This is a genomic window from Klebsiella sp. I138 (genome assembly GCF_051131765.1).
In the GTDB taxonomy this organism is placed as follows: domain Bacteria; phylum Pseudomonadota; class Gammaproteobacteria; order Enterobacterales; family Enterobacteriaceae; genus Klebsiella.
On sequence record NZ_CP180447.1, the window covers coordinates 3531736 to 3552762 of the forward strand.

The 21027-nt window shown below is 57.9% G+C and carries 16 protein-coding genes; 8 read left to right on the plus strand and 8 right to left on the minus strand.

Annotation, left to right across the window (positions count from 1 at the left end; translation table 11 throughout):
- Positions 1-112 precede the first annotated feature (112 nt).
- The 6 genes from ACMYSK_RS16500 (at position 113) to ACMYSK_RS16525 (ending at position 6076) form a co-directional block, all read left to right on the plus strand.
- Positions 113-985 (plus strand): carbohydrate ABC transporter permease, encoded by an 873-nt coding sequence (locus tag ACMYSK_RS16500; protein ID WP_434636951.1) that lies wholly within the window; start codon positions 113-115, stop codon positions 983-985.
- Positions 975-1862: a carbohydrate ABC transporter permease gene (locus ACMYSK_RS16505; protein WP_434636953.1), complete on the plus strand. Its 888-nt coding sequence runs from the start codon at positions 975-977 to the stop codon at positions 1860-1862. Before ACMYSK_RS16500 ends, ACMYSK_RS16505 begins: the two co-directional genes overlap by 11 nt.
- A gap of 10 nt (positions 1863-1872) precedes the next feature.
- A complete protein-coding gene (locus tag ACMYSK_RS16510) occupies positions 1873-2697 on the plus strand; it encodes a phosphodiesterase (RefSeq protein ID WP_434636955.1) in 825 nt (274 codons plus the stop codon).
- A gap of 5 nt (positions 2698-2702) precedes the next feature.
- Positions 2703-3788 carry an ABC transporter ATP-binding protein gene (locus tag ACMYSK_RS16515; RefSeq protein WP_434636958.1) on the plus strand — a complete coding sequence of 362 codons (1086 nt, stop codon included), beginning with the start codon at positions 2703-2705 and terminating at the stop codon, positions 3786-3788.
- Positions 3789-3790: 2 nt separating this feature from the next.
- The gene (locus tag ACMYSK_RS16520) at positions 3791-5095 is read left to right on the plus strand and encodes an ABC transporter substrate-binding protein (protein WP_434636960.1); all 1305 of its coding nucleotides are present in this window, start codon (positions 3791-3793) and stop codon (positions 5093-5095) included.
- A 222-nt stretch (positions 5096-5317) separates the two neighbouring features.
- A complete protein-coding gene (locus tag ACMYSK_RS16525; RefSeq protein ID WP_434636962.1) occupies positions 5318-6076 on the plus strand; it encodes an IclR family transcriptional regulator in 759 nt (252 codons plus the stop codon).
- A gap of 4 nt (positions 6077-6080) precedes the next feature.
- Here ACMYSK_RS16525 and ACMYSK_RS16530 read toward each other — a convergent pair whose 3' ends face one another.
- The 8 genes from ACMYSK_RS16530 to iolD form a co-directional block, all read right to left on the minus strand.
- Positions 6081-7700 (minus strand): glycoside hydrolase family 43 protein, encoded by a 1620-nt coding sequence (locus tag ACMYSK_RS16530; protein ID WP_434636965.1) that lies wholly within the window; start codon positions 7698-7700, stop codon positions 6081-6083.
- Positions 7701-7712: 12 nt separating this feature from the next.
- Positions 7713-9092: a glycoside-pentoside-hexuronide (GPH):cation symporter gene (locus ACMYSK_RS16535; protein WP_434636967.1), complete on the minus strand. Its 1380-nt coding sequence runs from the start codon at positions 9090-9092 to the stop codon at positions 7713-7715.
- 357 nt (positions 9093-9449) lie between these two features.
- The gene (locus tag ACMYSK_RS16540) at positions 9450-11417 is read right to left on the minus strand and encodes a YjhG/YagF family D-xylonate dehydratase (protein WP_434636969.1); all 1968 of its coding nucleotides are present in this window, start codon (positions 11415-11417) and stop codon (positions 9450-9452) included.
- 14 nt (positions 11418-11431) lie between these two features.
- On the minus strand, positions 11432-12340 hold the full coding sequence (locus ACMYSK_RS16545; protein WP_434636971.1) for a dihydrodipicolinate synthase family protein: 909 nt from the start codon (positions 12338-12340) through the stop codon (positions 11432-11434).
- A gap of 308 nt (positions 12341-12648) precedes the next feature.
- The gene (iolE, locus tag ACMYSK_RS16550) at positions 12649-13548 is read right to left on the minus strand and encodes a myo-inosose-2 dehydratase (protein WP_434636973.1); all 900 of its coding nucleotides are present in this window, start codon (positions 13546-13548) and stop codon (positions 12649-12651) included.
- 23 nt (positions 13549-13571) lie between these two features.
- Complete coding sequence (locus tag ACMYSK_RS16555; protein WP_434636975.1) at positions 13572-14456, minus strand: sugar phosphate isomerase/epimerase family protein; 885 nt, start codon at positions 14454-14456, stop codon at positions 13572-13574.
- Positions 14457-14498: 42 nt separating this feature from the next.
- A complete protein-coding gene (locus ACMYSK_RS16560) occupies positions 14499-15512 on the minus strand; it encodes a Gfo/Idh/MocA family protein (protein ID WP_434636977.1) in 1014 nt (337 codons plus the stop codon).
- Positions 15513-15559: 47 nt separating this feature from the next.
- A complete protein-coding gene (iolD, locus tag ACMYSK_RS16565; protein WP_434636982.1) occupies positions 15560-17500 on the minus strand; it encodes a 3D-(3,5/4)-trihydroxycyclohexane-1,2-dione acylhydrolase (decyclizing) in 1941 nt (646 codons plus the stop codon).
- 526 nt (positions 17501-18026) lie between these two features.
- Between iolD and ACMYSK_RS16570 the strand changes: the two genes are divergently transcribed.
- Both ACMYSK_RS16570 and ACMYSK_RS16575 read left to right on the plus strand, forming a co-directional pair.
- Positions 18027-19940 (plus strand): bifunctional 5-dehydro-2-deoxygluconokinase/5-dehydro-2-deoxyphosphogluconate aldolase, encoded by a 1914-nt coding sequence (locus ACMYSK_RS16570; RefSeq protein WP_434636984.1) that lies wholly within the window; start codon positions 18027-18029, stop codon positions 19938-19940.
- 151 nt (positions 19941-20091) lie between these two features.
- Positions 20092-20952 (plus strand): MurR/RpiR family transcriptional regulator, encoded by an 861-nt coding sequence (locus ACMYSK_RS16575; RefSeq protein WP_434636986.1) that lies wholly within the window; start codon positions 20092-20094, stop codon positions 20950-20952.
- Positions 20953-21027: the final 75 nt, after the last annotated feature.

Here is a 21027-nt window from a genome sequence, read left to right on the forward strand (position 1 = left end):
AGCCGGCTCCCGCAGCAGGTTCATTAAACGGTCATCTCCCCGCCATCCCCTTGCAGTCATTCGTTTCCACAATCCGGGCTTCCACAAACGCCTGAACGAGACGTCTGCCACCATGAGAAAAACCTGGCTCCCCTGGCTGATACTGTCGCCCTCCCTGCTGTTTTTACTGCTGTTTACCTGGTTCCCGCTGGGCCGTTCGGTGTACGACAGCCTGTTCGATACCCGCATGGTCAGCGACGACGCGCCGTTCGTTGGGTTGGATAACTTCGTCCGTCTGTTTGCCGATAACGTCTTCTGGCAGTCGCTGCTAAATAACCTGCTCTATATTCTGCTGACGGTAGTTCCCGGCGTGACGCTGGCGCTGCTGCTGGCGGTAGCGCTGAGCGAAAACCACCGCGTCAACCGCTGGCTGCGCACCGCCTTCTTCTTCCCGATGATTATCCCGATGGTCAGCGCCGCCGCGCTGTGGCTGTTTATCTTTATGCCCGGCCTCGGCCTGCTTGATCACTACCTCGCGAAGCTCTTTGGGCCGATGAACAACAACTGGCTCGGGCGCAGCAACAGCGCCCTGCTGGCGCTGGCGTTGATAGGCGTATGGAAGTTCGCCGGCTACTACATGCTGTTTTTCCTCGCCGGTTTACAGAGCATCCCGGCCTCAACGCGCGAAGCGGCGATCATGGAAGGTGCCACCCGCCGCCAGGTGTTCTTTAAGGTGACGCTGCCGCTGTTGCGCCCGACCCTGAGCTTCGTCATCACCACCGCGCTAATCTACTCCATCACCCAAATTGACCACGTGGCGGTGATGACCCGCGGCGGGCCGGATAATGCCACCACCGTGCTTCTCTACTACATCCAGAATCTGGCGTGGGACACCCATGACCTCGGCAAAGCCTCCGCCGCCACCTTCCTGACGCTGGCCGGGCTGTTTGCCTTCTCGCTGATTAACCTCAAACTGCTGGAGAAAGGAGCGCACCATGAGCGCTGAAGCCTCGCCGATGCTGCCGCGCGAGCAAAGCACCACGCGCCCGCTGTGGCTACGCCTGCGTCGTTCGCAGCCATTCACCCTCACCGTGCTGATGAGCTGCCTGGCCCTGCTGTGGATCAGCCCGTTTATCTGGATGTTGGCCACCGCGTTCAGCGCCACCACCTTCGGTGAGGACATGGCCTCGCTGCTGCCACGCCTGCCGCTGACCCTCGATAACTTTCGCGACGCCTGGGCCAGCGCCGACTGGCTGAGCCTGTACGCCAACACCATTATCTTCACCTTCGGCACCTTCTTCGTGCAGCTGATCACCATCACCACCGCCGGGTACGTCTTCGCCTGCCACGAGTTTCGCGGCAAACAGACGCTGTTCCTGCTGTTTTTGGTACAGCTGATGATCATGCCGGTGGTGATGATGGTGCCGAACATGCTGACCCTGAAAACCTTCGGCCTGCTCAACACTCTCACCGGAGTGATGATGCCCTACTTCACCTCGGCGTTCGGCGTGTTCCTGATGCGCCAGGCCTTCCTCGCGATCCCCAAAGAGCTGGAGGAAGCCGCGTTGATGGAAGGCTGCCGCTGGTGGCAGGTGCTGTTCCGCGTGCTGCTGCCAATGTCCTGGCCGTCGGTGCTGGCCTTCGCCACCGTCAGCATTACCTATCACTGGAACGAGTATCTGTGGCCGCTAATGATGCTCAACGATCCCGATAAACAGGTGCTGACGGTGGGGCTGGTCTCCTTCGCCATGGGCGCCGAATCTGGCGGCCAGTGGGGCACCATCGGCGCCGGGACGCTGATGGTCTGCCTCCCGCTGATGCTGGCATTCATCCTTTTCCAGAAACAGTTCCTGCGAAGCTTCGGCTTCTCCGGGATCAAATAAGGAGTTATTCATGCTGTTAGCGCAAATATCCGATACCCACTTTCGCAGCCACGGTCAGAAGCTGTACGGCTTCATCGATGTGAACGCCGCGAATGCCGACGTGGTCTCCCAGCTCAACGCCCTGGCGGAGCGCCCGGACGCGGTAGTGGTCAGCGGTGATATCGTCAACTGCGGCCGCCCGCAGGAGTACGAGGTCGCCCGCCAGATCCTCGGCAGCCTGAACTACCCGCTGTATCTGATCCCCGGAAACCACGACGATAAAGAGCTGTTTCTCGAATATCTGCACCCGCTGTGCCCGCAGCTCGGCAGCGACGCGCAGAATATGCATTACGCGGTGGACGATTTCGCCACCCGACTGCTGTTTATCGACTCCAGCCGCGCCGGCACCTCCAAAGGCTGGCTGACGGATGAAACCATCAAATGGCTGGAGGCCCAGCTGTTCGACGGCGGCGACAAGCCGGCTACGGTATTTATGCACCACCCTCCGCTGCCGCTGGGCAACGCGCAGATGGACCCCATCGCCTGTGAAAACGGCCATCGCCTGCTGGGGCTGGTAGAGCGCTTCCCGTCGCTGACCCGCATCTTCTGCGGGCATAACCACAGCCTGACCCTGACCCAGTATCGCCAGGCGATCATCTCGACTATCCCAGGCACCGTCCATCAGGTGCCCTATTTCCACGAAGACAGGCGTCCGTACTACGACCTGTCACCGGCCTCGTGCCTGATGCATCGCCAGGTCGGCGAGCAGTGGGTCAGCTACCAGCACGCGCTGACGCACCACGCCGGGCCGTGGCTGTACGACGAAAACATCAGTTGCCCAACCCAAGAGCGTTAATTCTCATGCTTAGTTTGCAAAATATCAGTAAGCGCTTTGACGGCAAACCGGCCCTCGATGCCCTCTCTCTCGATATTCACGAAGGCGAGTTCGTGGTGCTGGTCGGCCCCTCCGGCTGCGGGAAAAGCACGCTGCTACGCCTGCTGGCCGGGCTGGAGCCGGTAAGCGAGGGCGAGATCTGGCTGCACGACGAGAACATCACCGCCCTGTCGCCGCGCGAGCGCAACTTCGCAATGATCTTCCAGAACTACGCCCTGTTCCCGCACCTGTCGGTGCAGGACAACATGACTTTCGGCATGAAGGTGCGCAAGGAAGATAAGGCCAGCTGGCAACCGCGGGTTGATAAAGTGGCCCAGATGCTACAGCTGGAAAGTTTGCTGGATCGCAAGCCGGCGAAGCTCTCCGGCGGCCAGCGTCAGCGAGTGGCGATGGCCCGCGCCATCGTGCGCAACCCGCGTCTGTTTTTGATGGACGAACCGCTCTCAAACCTCGATGCGCGCCTGCGCAGCGAAGTGCGCGACAGCATTATGGATCTCCACCAGCAGCTGAAAACCAGTACCGTCTACGTCACCCACGACCAGACCGAGGCGATGTCGATGGCCGACCGCATCGTGGTGATGAACAGCGGCCACGTGCAGCAGGTCGGGCGGCCGGAATACCTCTACGCCCATCCGGCCAACCTGTTCGTTGCCGGGTTTATCGGCTCTCCGGCAATGAATCTGCTGTCGCTGCCCTGCGCCGACGGCCAGGTGCAGCTCGGCGACCTGCGTCATCCGCTGCCGTCGCACTCCCGCGACGCATCCCGCGTCTGGTTTGGCATTCGCCCGGAACATATCAGCGATCGCGTGGAAGAAGGCCATCTGCGCCTGTCCGCCACTGTACTGCAACGAGAACTGATGGGCGCAGATTATCTGCTCCACGTCAGCACCCCCATCGGCACGCTACGCTTTAGCCGCCGCCATCGCGGCACAGTGCCTGAGAAAGGCGACACGCTAACTCTCGGCTTCTCCCCTGCCGATGTGCATCTTTTTCATGCTGAGAAACAGCACAATTTAACGCCTGCTCATCAGGCGCTTACCTCAGGAGATTGACCATGCTAAAAACGCTCACAGCGGTCGGGCTTTCACTTGCCCTCTGCGGCACGGCGCTGGCCAAAGAGAAGATCGATTTCATGTTCCCGGCGCCGGTAGACGGCAAGCTGACCATGGAGATGACCCGCGTCATTAAAGCGTTCAACGATTCGCAGCAGGATGTCGAAGTGCGCGGGATCTTTACCGGCAACTACGATACCACCAAGATCAAAGCCGAATCGGCACAGAAGGCCGGGCAGCCGCCGGCGCTGGTGATTATGTCCGCCAACTTCACCACCGATCTGGCGCTGAAGGATGAGATCCTGCCGATGGACGAGCTGTTCCAGTATGGCGATCAAAAAGCGGGTGATTTCCTGGTGAAGGAATTCTGGCCAGCGATGCATAAAAACGCCCAGGTAATGGGCACGACCTATGCGATCCCGTTCCATAACTCAACGCCGATCCTCTACTACAACAAAAGCCTGTTCGATCAGGCCGGGATCACACAGCCGCCGCAAACCTGGGCCGAGCTGCTGGCGGATGCCAAAAAGCTGACCGACGAGAGCAAAGGTCAGTGGGGGATCATGCTGCCATCGACCAACGACGACTACGGCGGCTGGATCTTCTCGGCGCTGGTGCGCGCCAACGGCGGAAAATACTTTAACGAAGATTACCCAGGCGAGGTCTACTACAACACGCCGACCACCATCGGGGCGCTGCGCTTCTGGCAGAATCTCATCTACAAAGACAAAGTGATGCCTTCGGGCGTGCTCAACTCGAAGCAGATTAGCGCCAGCTTCTTCTCCGGCAAGGTCGGGATGGCGATGCTCAGCACCGGCGCACTGGGCTTTATGCGTGAGAACAGCAAAGACTTTGAGCTCGGTGTGGCGATGCTTCCGGCAAAAGAGCAGCGCGCGGTGCCGATCGGCGGCGCCAGCCTGGTGAGTTTTAAAGGCATCAACGACGCGCAGAAGAAAGCGGCCTATCAGTTCCTGACTTATCTGGTCAGCCCGCAGGTCAACGGCGAATGGAGTCGCTTTACCGGCTATTTCTCCCCGCGTAAGGCCGCCTATGATACGCCGGAAATGAAAGCCTACCTGCAGCAGGACCCGCGCGCGGCGATTGCGCTGGAGCAGCTGAAATATGCCCATCCGTGGTACTCCACCTGGGAAACCGTCGCCGTGCGTAAAGCGATGGAGAACCAGCTGGCAGCGGTGGTCAACGATGCCAAAGTAACACCGGAAGCAGCAGTACAGGCGGCACAAAAAGAAGCCGATACGTTGATGAAGCCGTACGTCGACAAAACCGCCCTCGCCGAAGTGAAATAAATTGCCGGGAACCTCCGGGATTTTCCCATCCCGGAGTTTTCCCCGGTGGCGCTGTGCTAACCGGGCGACGAACGAGCAGGATAGCAACCCTGTAGCCCGGACAGGCGCATCGCGCCGCCTCCGGGGTAATCTTGCTCGCCATTTCCCACGCCAGCCGTTTGATTTCTCAGCGTAAAAAGGGTACGTTTTCACCTTCCCCTCTCAGCGTGAGCGTCGTGCATTATGCCTATTATTCAGTCTGTTGAACGTGCCCTGACGATCCTCGATCTGTTCAATGAACAGGCGACGGAGCTCAAGATCACCGACATCAGCAAACAGATGGGCCTCAGTAAAAGCACCCTCCATTCGCTGCTCAAAACCTTACAACTGCACGGTTACATCGACCAGAACCCGGAAAACGACAAATATCGCCTGGGCATGAAGCTGGTCGAACGTGGCCATTTTGTCGTCGGGACAATGGATATTCGCCAGAAGGCAAAAAGCTGGCTGACGGATCTCTCACAGCGGACCGGGCAGACCACCCACCTCGGCGTTCTCGATGGTCACGAAGGCGTCTATATCGAGAAGATAGAAGGCAAACTCGCCGCCATCGCCTACTCACGCATTGGCCGTCGGCTCCCTGTCCACGCAACGGCTATCGGCAAGGTACTGATCGCCTGGCTTAGCGAGGCGGAACAAAATACGCTGCTGGAAGGCTATCAATACACGCCATTCACCCCGGCAACCCTCACTTCTCGTGAAGCGCTACTGGCGGCGCTGGCGCAAACCCGCGCCCAGGGTTACGCGCTGGACAGCGAAGAGAATGAGCAGGGGGTACGCTGCGTGGCGGTACCCGTGTGGAATCATGAGTCGCGGGTCATTGCCGCGCTGAGCCTGTCAACGCTCACCTCCCGCGTCGATGAGAACGCGCTCGCGCGCTACCGCGCTCTGCTGGAAGAGGCCGGGCACCAGCTGTCGAAAGCGCTGGGCTACCCGGCCTGAAGCGCTATTCGGTTACTGGCGCATAGCGGAAATAGTCAAAATCCGCGTAGCAGCCGTCGCCGCTAATATCCTCACAGTGCAGACCAACAAAGGCACCGGTAAAGAATCCGCGCCCGCCGATATAATCATCCGACAGCTTCCAGGCAGCATATTCCACCGGCACGGTGTGCCACTGCTCGCCGTCAAATGAGTAGCTGTAGCGATAGATAAGATGGTCAACGTCAACCCGCAGCCACACGCTCTGCGCCGCATCCGGTACGACAATTGGGTGTTCATGCAGCGGCCATGACGGCACGTTGTGGTCGAGCTGCAGCACTTTTATCGTCCGTCCCCGTCCCTCTTCAAAATCAACGAAGCAGTAGCTCCAGTTTTTGCTGTTGTAATAGCAGGTTAAGCCCGCACTCTGCTGAAAATTCTCCGGGGAAAATTCCATTCGCGTTTCCGCGCGGAAGACAAAGTGCTGCCAGCGCCGGGCCACGGTGGACTGAGTAAACGTCGAGTTAAGCGAATCGTTGCCATACAGCCGCAAAAAGCCCGGCCGCGCGCTCAACGACCCTAACGTGTCATCAAACGGGATACGCAACGTTTGCAGCTCCGGGCTCAGCGTCGGACCGGTGAAGTCATCCCGCCAGGCCTCATCGGCAACGGCACGACTTTCGACCATTTGTGGCCCCGGCACGCTGAGCTGAGCGTGCTTCCCCCCTTCCACCGACGGCCAGCCGTCGTGCCAGACAATACGCGCAATACCGGTTTCGCGCCCCAGGGAGCAGTAGCCTCGCCCGCCGGAAGCCAGCAGCGGCACCCCGGGTAAGCGCTGTGGGCGGCTGGTGAGATAGGCCATATACCATTCACCGGTGTGCGTTTCCAGCAGCGAACCGTGGCCGCTTTTCTGCAGGGGATTTTCCGGCAGATGCCAGCTGGTCATCATTGTCCCTTCCGGATGCAGCTCGTATGGCCCGTCGATATGTTTCGCTCTGAGCACCACAACCGCATGTTCATAGCTGGTGCCGCCTTCGGCCACCAGCAGATAATACCAGCCGTCTTTATGGTACAGATGAGCCCCTTCGGTGTAGCGCAGCGCGGTACCGGTGAACAGGGTTTTACGCGTCTTCGACAACGTCTGCGTCTGCGGGAAATACTCCTGCAGTACGATAGTGCAGTGCGGATCGCTATGATGACGCGGCCCCCACGGCCGATAGATATAATATTTACGCCCGTCCGAATCGTGAAACAGCGACGGATCGAAACCGCCATTGCCCATCGGTATCGGTTCGCTCCACGGCCCTTCAATGGAAGGCGCAGTAACCAGATAGTTGCGACCGTTTTTCCACGGAGAGTCGACGATTTTCACATCGGTATACAGCAGCCAGAATAATCCATCAGCGTAGCTCAGGCACGGCGCCCAGATGCCGCCGGAATCAGGGTTACCCTTCATATCCAGCATCGACACGCGGTCCAGCGGCGTGCTGACCAGCGACCAGTTTTTTAAATCCCGCGAATGATAAATACGCACGCCCGGAAACCACTCGAAGGTGGACGTCGCGATGTAGTAATCCTCCCTCTGGCGGCACATTGACGGGTCAGGGTTAAACCCGGTCAGAATCGGGTTATTAATGGTGTACATATTGCCTCCTGCTTAATTGGATGTCGCGGCAGCGGCGGCAGGTACGCCCTCTTCCTGCACCGCGCGATGTTGACGTAACTGCTGGCTGATGGCCTCCACGCGGTCATCGGTCAGTTTGTATAATGAGAGCATGATGAACATGCCGACGTAGAGCACCACCGGCACCACGCAGAACAGAATTTTGATGGTGGTTAACACCTCGACCGGCTGTACGCTGCTACTGGCAGAATAGTTCACATATGCCAGAATCCAGCCCACGACCGCGCCGCCAATGGCCAGGCCAATCTTCAGGCTGAACAGATAGGTGGAAAAAACCAGCCCGTCGAGGCGTCGACCGCTGCGGCTCTCTTCATAGTCCACCACGTCTGAGGCCATCAGCCACTGTAGTGGCGTGGTGGTGTTAAAGACGAACAGGAAGACGATGTTGAGCGCAAAAATCAGCGCAATATGCTCGGCCGGCACCAGGAAAATCAGCAGGCTTATCAGGGAATAAACCACGATAATCGCTTTAAAGGCCTTCACCCGGTCGAAGCGGCCCAGCAGGCGCGAAGAGGCCAGCGAACCAAACATGGTGGCAATGCTGCCGTAGAGCAGAAACTGCATCGCCAGCTCTGGATGGTCCATGACGTATTTCACGAAGTAGAGCGTTGCCCCGCCGCGTACCACGTTGGAGCAGGTCGCCATCATTTTGAAAGTACACATAATGCGCCACTGGGTGTTGCCAAACAGCAGCTTGAGGTCTTTCTTCACCGATGCGCCCGGCTGCACGTCGAAGGTGTAGCGTTCCTTGGTGGTGAAGAAGCACACGTACAGCAGCACCACGCCGCTCAGCCCCAGCACGCACATCGCGCCAAAGTAGCCTGCCTGCTCGTTGCCTTTACCGATAATGCCCACCAGCGGCAGCGCTATCCCGCTAATCGCCAGCGAACCCGCGGCAGCGAGGAAGAAACGCCATGACTGCAGCGCGTGGCGCTCTTTCGGATCCGCCGTAATCACTCCCGGCATCGCGCAGTAGGGGACGTTGACGAAGGTGTACACCAGCGTCAGCAGAATATAGGTCACGCAGGCATAGATAATTTTGCCCTGCGCGGAAAAGTCCGGCGTGTAGAAGGTCAGCATACAAACGATGCCGAACGGGATAGCGCCCCACAGCAGAAACGGGCGGAACTGACCGTAGCGGGTGCGGGTGCGATCCACCAGCAGCCCCATGAGTGGATCGGTGACGGCATCCAGCACGCGGGAAACCAAAAACAGCGTGCCCATAATGCCGGCGGAGAGACCAAATACATCGGTGTAGAAATAGGCCAACAGAAACATCGTCGCCTGCCAGACAAAGCCGCAGGCGGTATCGCCCAGTCCGTAGCCGATTTTATCTTTCATGGTTAATTGCATTTTTATCCCCAACTCCAAAGAGTGGAATGGCGCAAACGTCAGGGACCTGAAACAGGAATACATACCCGCTGCAACATCAGGGAATCACCCATAATTCGTGTGCCTGTCATTCACGTTTTCGTGTTAACAGAGTGTAAGAAGATGTTCATTTTTACAGCAATGACCATTTTTAATTTATGAATTATGTTTTTTAGTTTTTGTGACTACCATCGTTATAAACGGGGGAGAACAGAGAATATTTTATATCTTTACTTTTAAAGATTTATAAAAAAACAAAAAACCATAATTATAATTATTACAGACGTAAAAAAGCCGTCCGCGGAATATTTCCGCAGACGACTTTAATCCTGAATTTATTTAAATGCCGAGTGCTTTTTTACCGGCATTAATAACCTCAATAATTTTATCTGTATCGTATATACAGCCTTTCCACGTCCCGCCGCTGACCGACTGCAACGCTGCCCACAGACGGGTATCGTCCGGTAAAAAATCATGGGCGTGCAAATCGGGATGCGGCGCTCTTGCCGCCAGTTCCGCAGCGCCCTCTTCCGGCGTCAGCCGCTTTTGCGCCGAGCCGATAAAATTGACGTGCCCGGTGAGCGCCAGCCTGTCGACCGCAATCTCAATGACATCGTTATCGCGCAGCTTGCCGATTGGCCCACCCGCCAGCGCTTCCGGGGCAACGTGGCCGAAACAGGCCCCGGTCGACACGCCAGAGAAACGGGCATCGGTGATCAGCGACACCGTTTTCCCCCACGAGACATGTTTTAGCGCCGAGGTCAGCTGGTAGGTCTCTTCCATACCGGTACCGGACGGCCCGCCGCCGATCACCACCATAATATCGCCCTGCTCGATCTCACCATTTTTGATCGCCTTAATCGCCCGGGCTTCCGACACAAATACCCGCGCCCGCCCGGTGTGGCGATACACGCCGTCATCGTCTACCACCGAGGGATCGATCGCCGTCGCTTTGATGACCGATCCTTCCGGCGCAATATTGCCGACCGGGAAAGCCACCGTCGACGTCAGCCCTTTGTCTTTCGCCCGAGCCGGCGGGAGGATCACATCATCCGGGTCGACGCCGTCCTGCTCACGCAGACACTGGCGGAATTTCTCGCGCCGCACGGAAGTTTGCCACCAGTCGAGGTTTTCCCCCACCGTCTGGCCGGTAACCGTCATCGCATCCAGATGCAGCAGGCCAAGGCTGCGCAGGTGCAGCATGACTTCCGGTACTCCGCCGGCGAGGAAAGCCCGCACCGTCGGATGGTAGTCCGGCCCGTTCGGCAACACGCTGACCAGCCGCGGGACTTTTCGGTTGATGCGCGTCCAGTGCGCAACATCAGGAATGGTGCAGCCTGCCGCATGAGCAATCGCGGGAATATGCAGCAGGAGGTTAGTCGAGCCGCCAAACGCCGCGTGAATAACCATTGCGTTTTCAATGGCCTTATCGGTCAAAATATCGCGCGTGGTAATGCCGCGATTATCCAGCTCGCTCACCGCCCGCGCCGACTGACGAGAGATTTCCAGCCACACGTCCTGCCCCGATGGCGCCAGCGCCGAGTGCGGCAACGCCAGCCCAAGCGCTTCCGCCACTACCTGCGAGGTGCCCGCCGTGCCTAAGAACTGGCAGCCGCCTCCCGGCGAGGCACAGGCGCGACAGCCAAGTTCGGCGGCTTCCTGCAACGACAGCTCGTGGTTGGCGTAGCGCGCACCAATGGTCTGCACTTTGCCGGCGTCTTCACCGAAGGTTGGCGGCAGCGTCGCCCCGCCAGGGACGAGGATAGTCGGCAAATCGTGCATCGCCGCCAGGGCAATCATCGTCGCCGGCAGGCCCTTATCGCAGGTGGCAACGCCGATCACCGCCCGGCGCGTCGGCAGCGAGCGGATCAGACGACGGAACACAATCGCCGCATCGTTGCGGTACGGCAGCGAGTCGAACATGCCGTGCGTGCCCTGAGAGCGACCGTCGCACGGGTCGCTGACGAAGGCGGCAAAAGGGATCCCGCCGTTGCGGGTGATTTCTTTCGCCGCGGCCTGCATTTGCAGACCAATTTCCCAGTGTCCGGTGTGGTAACCCAGCGCCACCGGGCGGCCGTCACCGGCGCGAATCCCGCCCTGAGTGCCGATGATCAGCACCTCTTTGCCGGTGAGTTTGTTTGCGTCCCAGCCCATGCCGGCATTTTGCGTCATCCCGAACAGATTACCGCTCGGCGACTCCATCAGCATTTGCGGCGTCAGCGGCAGCGCCCCCTGCGGGCCTGCGGCATGAGTGATGACCGCATAAAACGCATCATCCTGGGGCGTGAAAATCGTCTCTATTGCCATCTTAATTTTCCGGTTCAGCAGAGTCTGAGCTGTTGCAGCAGCGTTTTAAGCTGCCTCTTTTTCGCCTCGTCCAGCGGAGAAGACGGAGGTAACACATGCGTGGAGATCGGCCGCCCGCACAGCACGATCGCCTCTTTAATCACATTCACGAACGGCGTATCCAGCTGGTACATCTGCGGGATGTGCAGCAGCGTCTGATGATAGCGCGCCGCTTCGGCCAGATCGCCCTCACGGAAGGCCTGCAGCAGCTTCACTGAGATCTGCGGGGCAAAGTTGGCGCTGGCAGAAATTGCCCCGTCGCCGCCCAGCAGCAGGGTGTTAAACAGATGATCGTCGTAGCCGCACAGCACCGAGAAGTGCGGGTGTGCCGATTTCACTGTCTGGATCATGCTACGCAGGTGAGCCACGGAGTCGATGGTGTCTTTGATGCCGACAATATTGCTGCGCGAGTCTGCGAGAGTTTTGACCAGCGATGGCGTGAGATCCTGGCCGCTCAGAGCCGGAAAGTTATACAGCATCACCGGCAGGGTGACGCTGTCAGCCACCTGCTGGAAATAGTGGATCAGGTTTTGTTCCGAGACTTTCCAGTAGTAAGGGTTAATCACTACGATGCCGTCGGCCCCCACCTGCTGTGCGTGCTGGCTGAGGTCAATCGTCTCCCGGGCGTTGGTGCCGCCGGTGCCAATCAGCACCGGAACCCGGCGATCGACATGGGCGATAGCGAATGCAGCGATCGCTTTCCGTTCTTCGGCGTTGAGCTGTGAAAACTCCCCGCCGCTGCCCAGAAAGAACAGGCCGTCCACACCTGCGGAAATCATATCGTCGATCAGCGCAGCGGTACCCTGGGTATCGAGCTGGCCATCGGCGGTAAAGAGAGTGGAGACAGGTGGAATAATCCCCGAGAACTGCACGGTTTGCGGCATGAGATCCCCTTGCTGAATTATTTTGTTCTACATTATAGAACAGTGTTCTTTTATTTAACGATCATACTATGCTGCCGACAAAGAGAAGGTAAATGGGGCCGTGGACGCAAGTGCACGTTTTTCAGGCTGGATCACACAATGCTGCAACGCAGATGATTTATAGCCATGAGAAATACCCCGGAGATAGCGCACAGGGCCTGTCCGGTCTGTTTGCCGGGATGGTTGTCTGATTAGCGGGTTTTGTGGCGATAAGCGCGAAGGGAAAAAAGCAGGCCGCAGCATTGTGCGGCCTGCAAATGGATCAACGATTAGATTCCTGCCGTTTCACGAATGTATTTACGCGCCTTCACCGCGTATTCGAAGGGGTTCGCCAGCGCCGGATCCTGCTCAGCTTCAACCACCATCCAGCCTTTGTAGCCAAAATCATCCAGCAGTTTGAACACCGGGCGGAAATCGATCACCCCATCGCCGGGAACGGTAAAGGTGCCCTTTTTCACGCCATCAAGGAACGACAGCCCTTCGCGACGAACCTGCTCAATGACCGGCGGGCGCACGTCTTTCAGGTGCACGTGATTAATACGCGGCAGGTATTTCTTGAGGATCGCCAGCATCGGGGCTTCGCCGCCTTCGGAATACCAGGCGTGGCCGGTGTCGTACAGCAGGAAGACTTTGTCATCCACCAGCGACATAAATTTGTCTATCTCTTCGGTAGTCTGAATACCGGTCCCCATATGGTGGTGCAGGCACACCTGCATGCCCTTCTCGGCAGCCAAACGCCCCAGCGTATTGTAGCCTTCCGCCACGCGCTGCCACTCTTCCTCGCTAAAGCAGGGTTTTGCCTCGCCGAGGATCGGTTTTTCCAGCCCCTGGATACTGCCGCTTTGCTCGGAGCAGCCAATCACTTTAGCCCCCATCGTATGGAGAAAATTCATGTGATTCACAAACTCGTCGATGGTCTTTTCCCGCTGTCCGTTGGCGAAAAAGGTACTGAACCACGCATTACAGATCTGGATGCCGCGAATATCCAGCATCGGCTTCAGCACCGCCGGATCGCGCGGATATTTGCTGCCCACTTCACTACCGCTAAACCCGGCCAGCGCCATTTCGCTGACGATCTGCTGGAAGGTATTTTCGCTTCCCAGCTCAGGCATATCATCGTTGGTCCAGCCAATAGGGGCGATCGCCAGTTTTACATTATCTTTGTTCATAAAAATGCTCCTGTTGCCGAGTCTTAGCGACGCAGCAATTCTCGTTCGATAAGTTCACGGGTTTCCACTGCCTGGTATTTCATTTTTTCCGGGTAGCCAAATAGCGAGGCGGCTACAATCGGCGCGCCGCCGACTTTGAAGGTCTGCTCAGCAAAATTCATCTCGCGCAGGGTGCGGAACAACGCGTCGAAATCCACGTCCCCCTCGCCAACGCCAACATGCTGGTGAACCACGGCATCAACGCCCGGTGGATTAACGATATAGCGGCAGTGCTTTGTATGATTTCGGGTATCTGCAATCAGCACATGTGAGAGATCGCCGCCGGCATAGCGCAGCATTTTCTCGACCTCACCTTTCCCTTTGTCATAAAAGAAAGTGTGCGGAACGCTGTATACATACTTCACATTCTCGCTGCGGAACGACTTCACGATATCGACGGTTTCGTTATGCTCTTCGCAGAAGTCCCACGGATGGGCCTGAATCTCTACGCGAATACCTTCGCGCTCAAAAACAGGCAGCAGTTCATCCATCGAGCGATAGAACATCTCTTCACAGATTTCCGGCTGATTCGGATCGCCGGAAAACTCGGTGTTGATCACCTGTACCCCCATCTCCACCGCAATTTCGATCAGCCGTTTCCAGTTTTTTACCGCCGCCTGGCGGCGCAGCTCATCCGGGCCAGACCAGCGGTATACGCAGATAAACGAGGAGATCTCTACGCCGGTTTCGCGCAGCGCCTGTTTATACTCGGCAATCACTTCCCGCCCGGCGCGCGGATGTTTGTAGAACGGGTTAATCTGCGGATGGGGCGACTGCTCAATGTACTTGTAACCCCATTCCGCGACCTGGTGGACCATGCGGGTAATCCCGAGATCGCGAATCACATCAACGTCGAAAGCAATTTTCATCGTCGTTACCTGTTCAAAGATGTTCCGTAAGCGAGAGGTGAGTTAGCGCTGGTAGAACGCCGGGCACTCTGGCAACGCAACCGCCACCGGACCGCTGCTCTCCTGAGCCTGCATGCAGGCATCGGCCGCTACAGAAGCCGCATAGCCATCCCATGCCGACGGCCCGTGCAGCTGTCCGGCCTTCACATCATTGATGAAGGCCTGCAGCTCCACGTCGTAGGCTTTGATAAAACGATCTTTCCAGTCGGTGAGGATCGCGGTCGACAGGTTGGCGCTTTTACGCATCTGGATCGCAGACGGCTCCGGCAGACGAGCAATCCCCGTTTCCCCGACCACTTCGCACTGGATGTCGTAGCCGTACTGGCAGTTAACGAAGACTTCAACATCGATCAGCGTACCTTTACGCGTTTCGAAGGAGACAATCTGCGGATCTCTCAGACGCGGATGGGTGTGGGAGGTGGAACGCGGGAAACGGACCTGTACCGAGCGATAGTCGTCGTTGAGCAGCCAGCGCAGCACGTCCAGCTCGTGGATCAGGGTGTTGGTGATCGCCATATCGGTGGTGTAGTTCTCGCCGACCGACTGGTTACGGTGCGCGCAATGCAGCATCAGCGGTGCGCCGATATCACCATCATCAATGACTTTTTTCAGTGCCAGATAGCCTTCATCGTAAGGGCGCATAAAGCCCACTTGCACCAGCCGACGGCCCGCTTTCATTTCAGCATCGACAATACGGCGGCAGCCTTCTGCGCTCATCGCCAGCGGCTTTTCGCAGAATACCGGTTTACCGGCGGCGATCGCCGCCAAGGTATATTCTTCGTGCGTCGGGTCCCACGACGTGACGAGGATAGCGTCAACATCGCTGGAATTGATGACATCGTGGCCGTCGGTGTAGATTTCCGCGTGCACGCCCGGCAGCGCAACCGCCGCACGTGCGCTATCTGCATTAATATCCGACACCGCCACCACGGTGGCTCCCTGTAAGACCTGGGTGCAACGACGGATATGTTCTTTACCGATGGCGCCTGCGCCGATGACACCTAATTTGAGTGACATAGTGGTTTTCTCCGTGATTCTGTAGGGTTCAAGGTGAGCGTTCTGTTCTAGTAATCTCGCGCTTCTGCACGTTTTTCATTAATCATTTCAGCGACTTTGCGAATACGTTCGGATAAGGCCGTCTGGGCGACGCCGACGTTCCACCAGCTGCCGTACGAGTGCACCATGGTCTTCGGCAGCACTTTAATATCAATCAACGTACTGACCGTCTCGCGGCGCGCGGCATCCAGAGCATGACGCAGCTCATCCAGAGTGGTAACACGCCAGGTTTTGCAGCCGTAGCCCGCCGCGATGGTGGCAAAGTCGACCGGCACCAGGCCGCCCTGCAGCTGCCCGGTCTGCGCTGAGCGATAGCGGAATTCGGTGCCGAAGCTGCCCATACCGTGGCCAATCTGCAGGTTGTTGATACAGCCGTTGGCCATATTGTCGAGCAGCACAACGTTGATCTTCGCCCGCTCCTGCAACGAGGTGACCAGCTCGGAGTGCAGCATCATGAAAGAGCCGTCCCCGACAAGGGAATAGACTTCGGTTTGCGGCTGCGCCAGCTTCACACCCAGCGCGGCATTCACTTCATAGCCCATGCAGGAGTAGCCATACTCCACGTGATAAGTATTGGTCGACCGGTTGCGCCAGACGCGCTGTAGATCGCCAGGCAGGCTACCCGCCGCCGCGACAATGACCGCATCCGCCGGCAGCGTTTCATTGAGCACGCCCAGCACGCTACTCTGAGTCAACGTGGAATCGGTTATCTGGCGGAACTCGCGATACACCGCATCGCGATCCAGGCCGTCGTCAATTTCCGGGACGAAAGAGGACTCCTGCCACACCGCCTGATAGACGCGCTGCGTCTCTTTCAACTGGCGGCTCTGGACGCTGTCAATCTGCGCGCCCCAGCTCGCCTGCCAGCCGTCGCCAGCCAGCGCGCTATCCAGTGAGGTCAATGCTTCACGGGCATCGGCCAGCAGCGGAATACCGTCAAGTTTCCAGGCGTCAAAGTTGCTGACGTTGACGTTCAGAAACCGCACGCCTGGGTGCTGGAACAACCATTTTGATGAGGTGGTAAAATCGCTAAAACGGGTGCCGATGCCGATAACTAAATCGGCTTCTTTCGCCAGCAGGTTGGCGGCCAGGCAGCCGGTTTCCCCTACGCCGCCCACGTTCAGCGGGTGAGAGGACACGACCGTACCTTTCCCCGCCTGCGTTTCGGCAAAGGGAACGCCGTAACGCTCGGCAAAGCGGGACAGCGCCTCGCCGGCACCGGCATATTTCACGCCACCGCCGCAGATAATCAGCGGCTTACGGCTGGCTTTGATGGCAGCAACCGCATCCGCCAGCTGTGCTGCGCTGGCCGGGCGGCGATCGAGCCGATGCACGCGTCGTACAAAGAAGGACGCCGGGTAATCCCAGGCTTCGCCCTGGACATCCTGCGGCAGGCACAGCGTCACGGCGCCGGTTTCCGCCGGGTCGGTCAGGACACGCATTGCGTTAATGCAGGCGCTCATCAGCTGTTCCGGGCGCGTAATACGATCCCAGTATTTGCTGACCGCCCGGAAGGCATCGTTGGTGCTGATGCTCAGGTCGTAGCTCTGTTCAACCTGCTGCAGTACCGGATCCGGCTGACGGGTGGCAAACACATCGCCTGGCAACAGCAGCAGAGGAATGCGGTTGGCCGTTGCCGTTGCCGCGGCAGTCAGCATATTTGCCGCACCCGGGCCAACGGAAGAGGTACAGGCGATGATCTGGCGACGCAGAGACTGACGGGCAAAGCCGGTGGCGGCGTGCGCCATGCCTTGTTCATTGCGCCCCTGGTAGACCCGCATTTCACCGCTGTCTTGTTCCAGCGCCTGGCCTAACCCCAGTACGTTGCCGTGGCCAAAGATGGCGAAAATACCTTTTACGAATTTATGCTCTTCGCCATCCACTTCGAGAAACTGGTTATCAAGGAACTTCACCAGCGCCTGCGCCATTGTCAGTCTCAGTTTGCCCATCTTGCACAATCCTTATTGTTCAGTATTTGTGTGTGGGTTAGCGCGTTTTCCCCGTGCAACACGGCTTGTCATAACGGCGGGAAATCGTTAACGTCCACTGGAATACTTTTGGATTATAGGCAAACATTTTTTTCATTAAATAGAAATACAGAAAAAATATTTCATTTTGCGAGAGGGATCAAACTCTCTCCCTGTTTCACCCGTTTCACCCACGCTGGCCACACCCCAATCTGCCTTTCCAGGCGCACCATAGCTTAAACATCCTGTTAAAAATCAGTCATAAAGCAGCATCTCATCGGACCATGCCGGTGCAGCCGTAGTTACCGTCCGCGATCCTTTGTAGAATGGGGCCTGGCGCGGCAGAGTGGTAGATCCCTCACACTTTTGGTTTTTTAATTTCGATCCAATTTGCAAATGAAATATTTATTTCTCAAACTAGGGGTAACCGTTCACCCTCAGGCTGTTTGTGGAGACCTTGTCGGCATCCCGACCCTTCCGTACAGCAGATAAAAAGGAAACCCTAGCTATGAATGCAGCAGTAAAGCGGCTCGACGTCATCTGTATTGGCCGGGTGGCTGTCGACCTCTATGCCCAGCAGATTGGCGCAAGGCTAGAAGATGTTGCCAGTTTCTCTAAATATCTGGGCGGCTCTTCCGGCAACGTGGCCTTTGGCACCGCCATTCAGGGATTAAAATCCGCCATGCTGGCGCGCGTCGGCGATGAGCACAATGGCCGTTTTTTACGTGAAACGCTCAGCCGGGCCGGGGTCGATACCGAATACCTGATTACGGATAAACAGCGCCTCACCGCCCTGGTGATGCTGGGAATTAAAGATCAGGAGACCTTCCCGCTCATTTTTTACCGTGACAATTGTGCCGATATGGCGCTGGCGCCAGAGGATATTAACGAGGAGTACATCGCCTCTTCCCGCGCCCTGGCGGTGACTGGCACCCATCTCTCGCACGCCAATACCCGCGCAGCCGTACTGAAAGCGCTGGAATATGCTCGCCGTCACGGGCTGCGCACCGCGCTGGATATTGATTACCGTCCGGTGCTGTGGGGATTGACCTCGCTGGGAGACGGTGAAACGCGTTTCATCGAGTCCGGTCCGGTCACCAGCCAGCTTCAGGAAGTGCTACATCTGTTCGATTTAGTGGTCGGGACAGAAGAAGAGTTTCATATTGCCGGTGGCAGTACGGATACTCTGACCGCACTGAAAAATGTCCGACATGCCACGAAAGCGACGCTGGTCTGCAAGCGAGGCCCGATGGGCTGCGTGGTGCTGGAAGGCGACATCCCCGATAGCTGGGACAGCGTTCCGCTTCAGCAGGGCGTACGGGTTGAGGTGCTCAACGTGCTGGGCGCGGGCGATGCGTTCATGTCCGGCCTGCTGCGCGGCTGGTTGAATGATGAAGGCTGGGAGCAGGCGTGCCGCTATGCCAACGCCTGTGGTGCTCTGGTGGTTTCACGCCACGGCTGTGCGCCGGCGATGCCGACCAAAGTCGAGCTGGATGATTATCTGCTGCGGGCGGAATCTGTCCCGCGCCCGGATATCGATGCGCGGCTGAATCATTTACACCGCGTCACCAGCCGTCGTCAGCAGTGGCCGGAGCTGTGCATTTTCGCCTTTGACCATCGTAAACAGCTGGCAGATCTGGCCCAGGAAACCGGGCGCGATTCGGCCTGTATTCCTCAGCTCAAACTGCTGCTGCTGGCCGCGGCTGAAGCCGCCGCGAAAGAGGCGGGACTTGAACAGCGTAGCGGTATTCTCGCCGACGGGACCTACGGTCAGCGAGCGTTGAACGCCATTACCGGCAAAGGGTGGTGGATTGGCCGGCCTATCGAGCTACCGGGCTCACGCCCGCTGCGTCTGGAACACGGTAACATCGGTTCTCAGCTAATCGACTGGCCGCTGGAGCAGGTGGTGAAATGTCTGGTCTTCTATCACCCGGCCGACCCGGCACCACTGCGGGCTGAGCAGGATGCGCTGCTGCTGGAGGTCTGGCAGGCCTGCAACAAGTCCGGGCATGAGCTGCTGCTGGAAGTGATCCAGCCGGAAAATGGCCCGGATAAAGACGAGCGTCATTACCACACCATGCTGGAACATTTTTACCAGCTCGGCATTCAGCCAGACTGGTGGAAACTGCCGCCGCTCTCCAGCAGCTGCTGGGATAAGATCGCCGCTCTTATTACGCGCGAAGACCCCTGGTGCCGCGGGATCCTGCTCCTCGGTCTCGACGCCCCACCGGACCGGCTGCGCGCAGGCTTTGCGGAGGCCGCAGGCCACCCGATCATCAAAGGCTTTGCCGTCGGTCGCACCATCTTTGGCCAGCCTTCGCGACGCTGGATGCAGGGGGAGCTGAGCGATGAAGCGCTGATCGACGAGGTGAAACACAACTACCTGACGCTGATCGACTACTGGCGCGAAGCCCGCGGTTGACCCCCCGATAAAGCCCGCCCGCGCCTCCTGGTGCGGGCTTTTTTCTGTTTCTTCGTGAAATGAATCGCGTATTTCATCGCAAAAAATGAAAAATTCGCTTCATTTGGTACACTGGAAGCTATATTCCTTTCATTTTCTCAGAGCGCAATCTATGGCCAATAATCCGACCCAACTGACCATCCTGCAGGATGAAATCCGGCGTCGCTACGATACCTTAAGCAAACGCCTAAAACAGGTGGCTCGCTATATTCTGGATAACAGTAATAGCGTCGCTTTCGATACCGTCGCGTCCATCGCCCAGCAGGCGGATGTCCCGCCATCAACGCTGATCCGTTTCGCTAATGCGTTCGGTTTCAGCGGCTTTAACGAAATGAAGCAGATGTTCCGCCAGCACCTGATGGAAGAGACCGCCAACTACACCGAGCGCGCGCGCCTGTTCCGCCAGACCACCAATGACGAAACATCGCCGCCGGAAACGCCAACTGAAATTCTCAATATGTTCACGATGGTGAATACCCAGGCGCTACAGCAGCTAGCGATGCAGACTTCCGGCGATGACCTTGAGCGCGCGGTCGCCCTGCTGGCAGAAGCGGAAAATATCTATGTGATTGGCCTGCGCCGCTCATTTAGCGTTGCTTCTTATCTGACCTACGCGCTGCGCCATCTTGATCGTAAAGCGTTTCTGATTGACGGTCTCGGCGGGATGTTTACCGAACAGCTGAGCCTGGTCGGCCCGAAAGACGTGGTAGTCGCCGTCAGCTTCTCGCCCTATGCGCGCGAGGTGGTAGAACTGGTTGAGCTGGGCGCTCAGCGCAAAGCGCGGCAGATCGCCATTACCGACAGCCAGGTGAGTCCGCTTGCGGCCTTCAGCGATGTCTGTTTCGTGGTACGTGAAGCGCAGGTCGACGGTTTCCGCTCGCAGGTAGCCTCTTTGTGCCTGGCCCAGACGCTGGCCGTTTCGCTGGCGCTGAACAGCAGCAAAGAACCGCAGTCGTTGCAGCACCCGGCCTGAGTCCGTCCCCGGAGAGCGCTCCGGGCAACACCATGGCACATTGATTGCGCATCCGTCGCCCCGGCAGACGTAGCA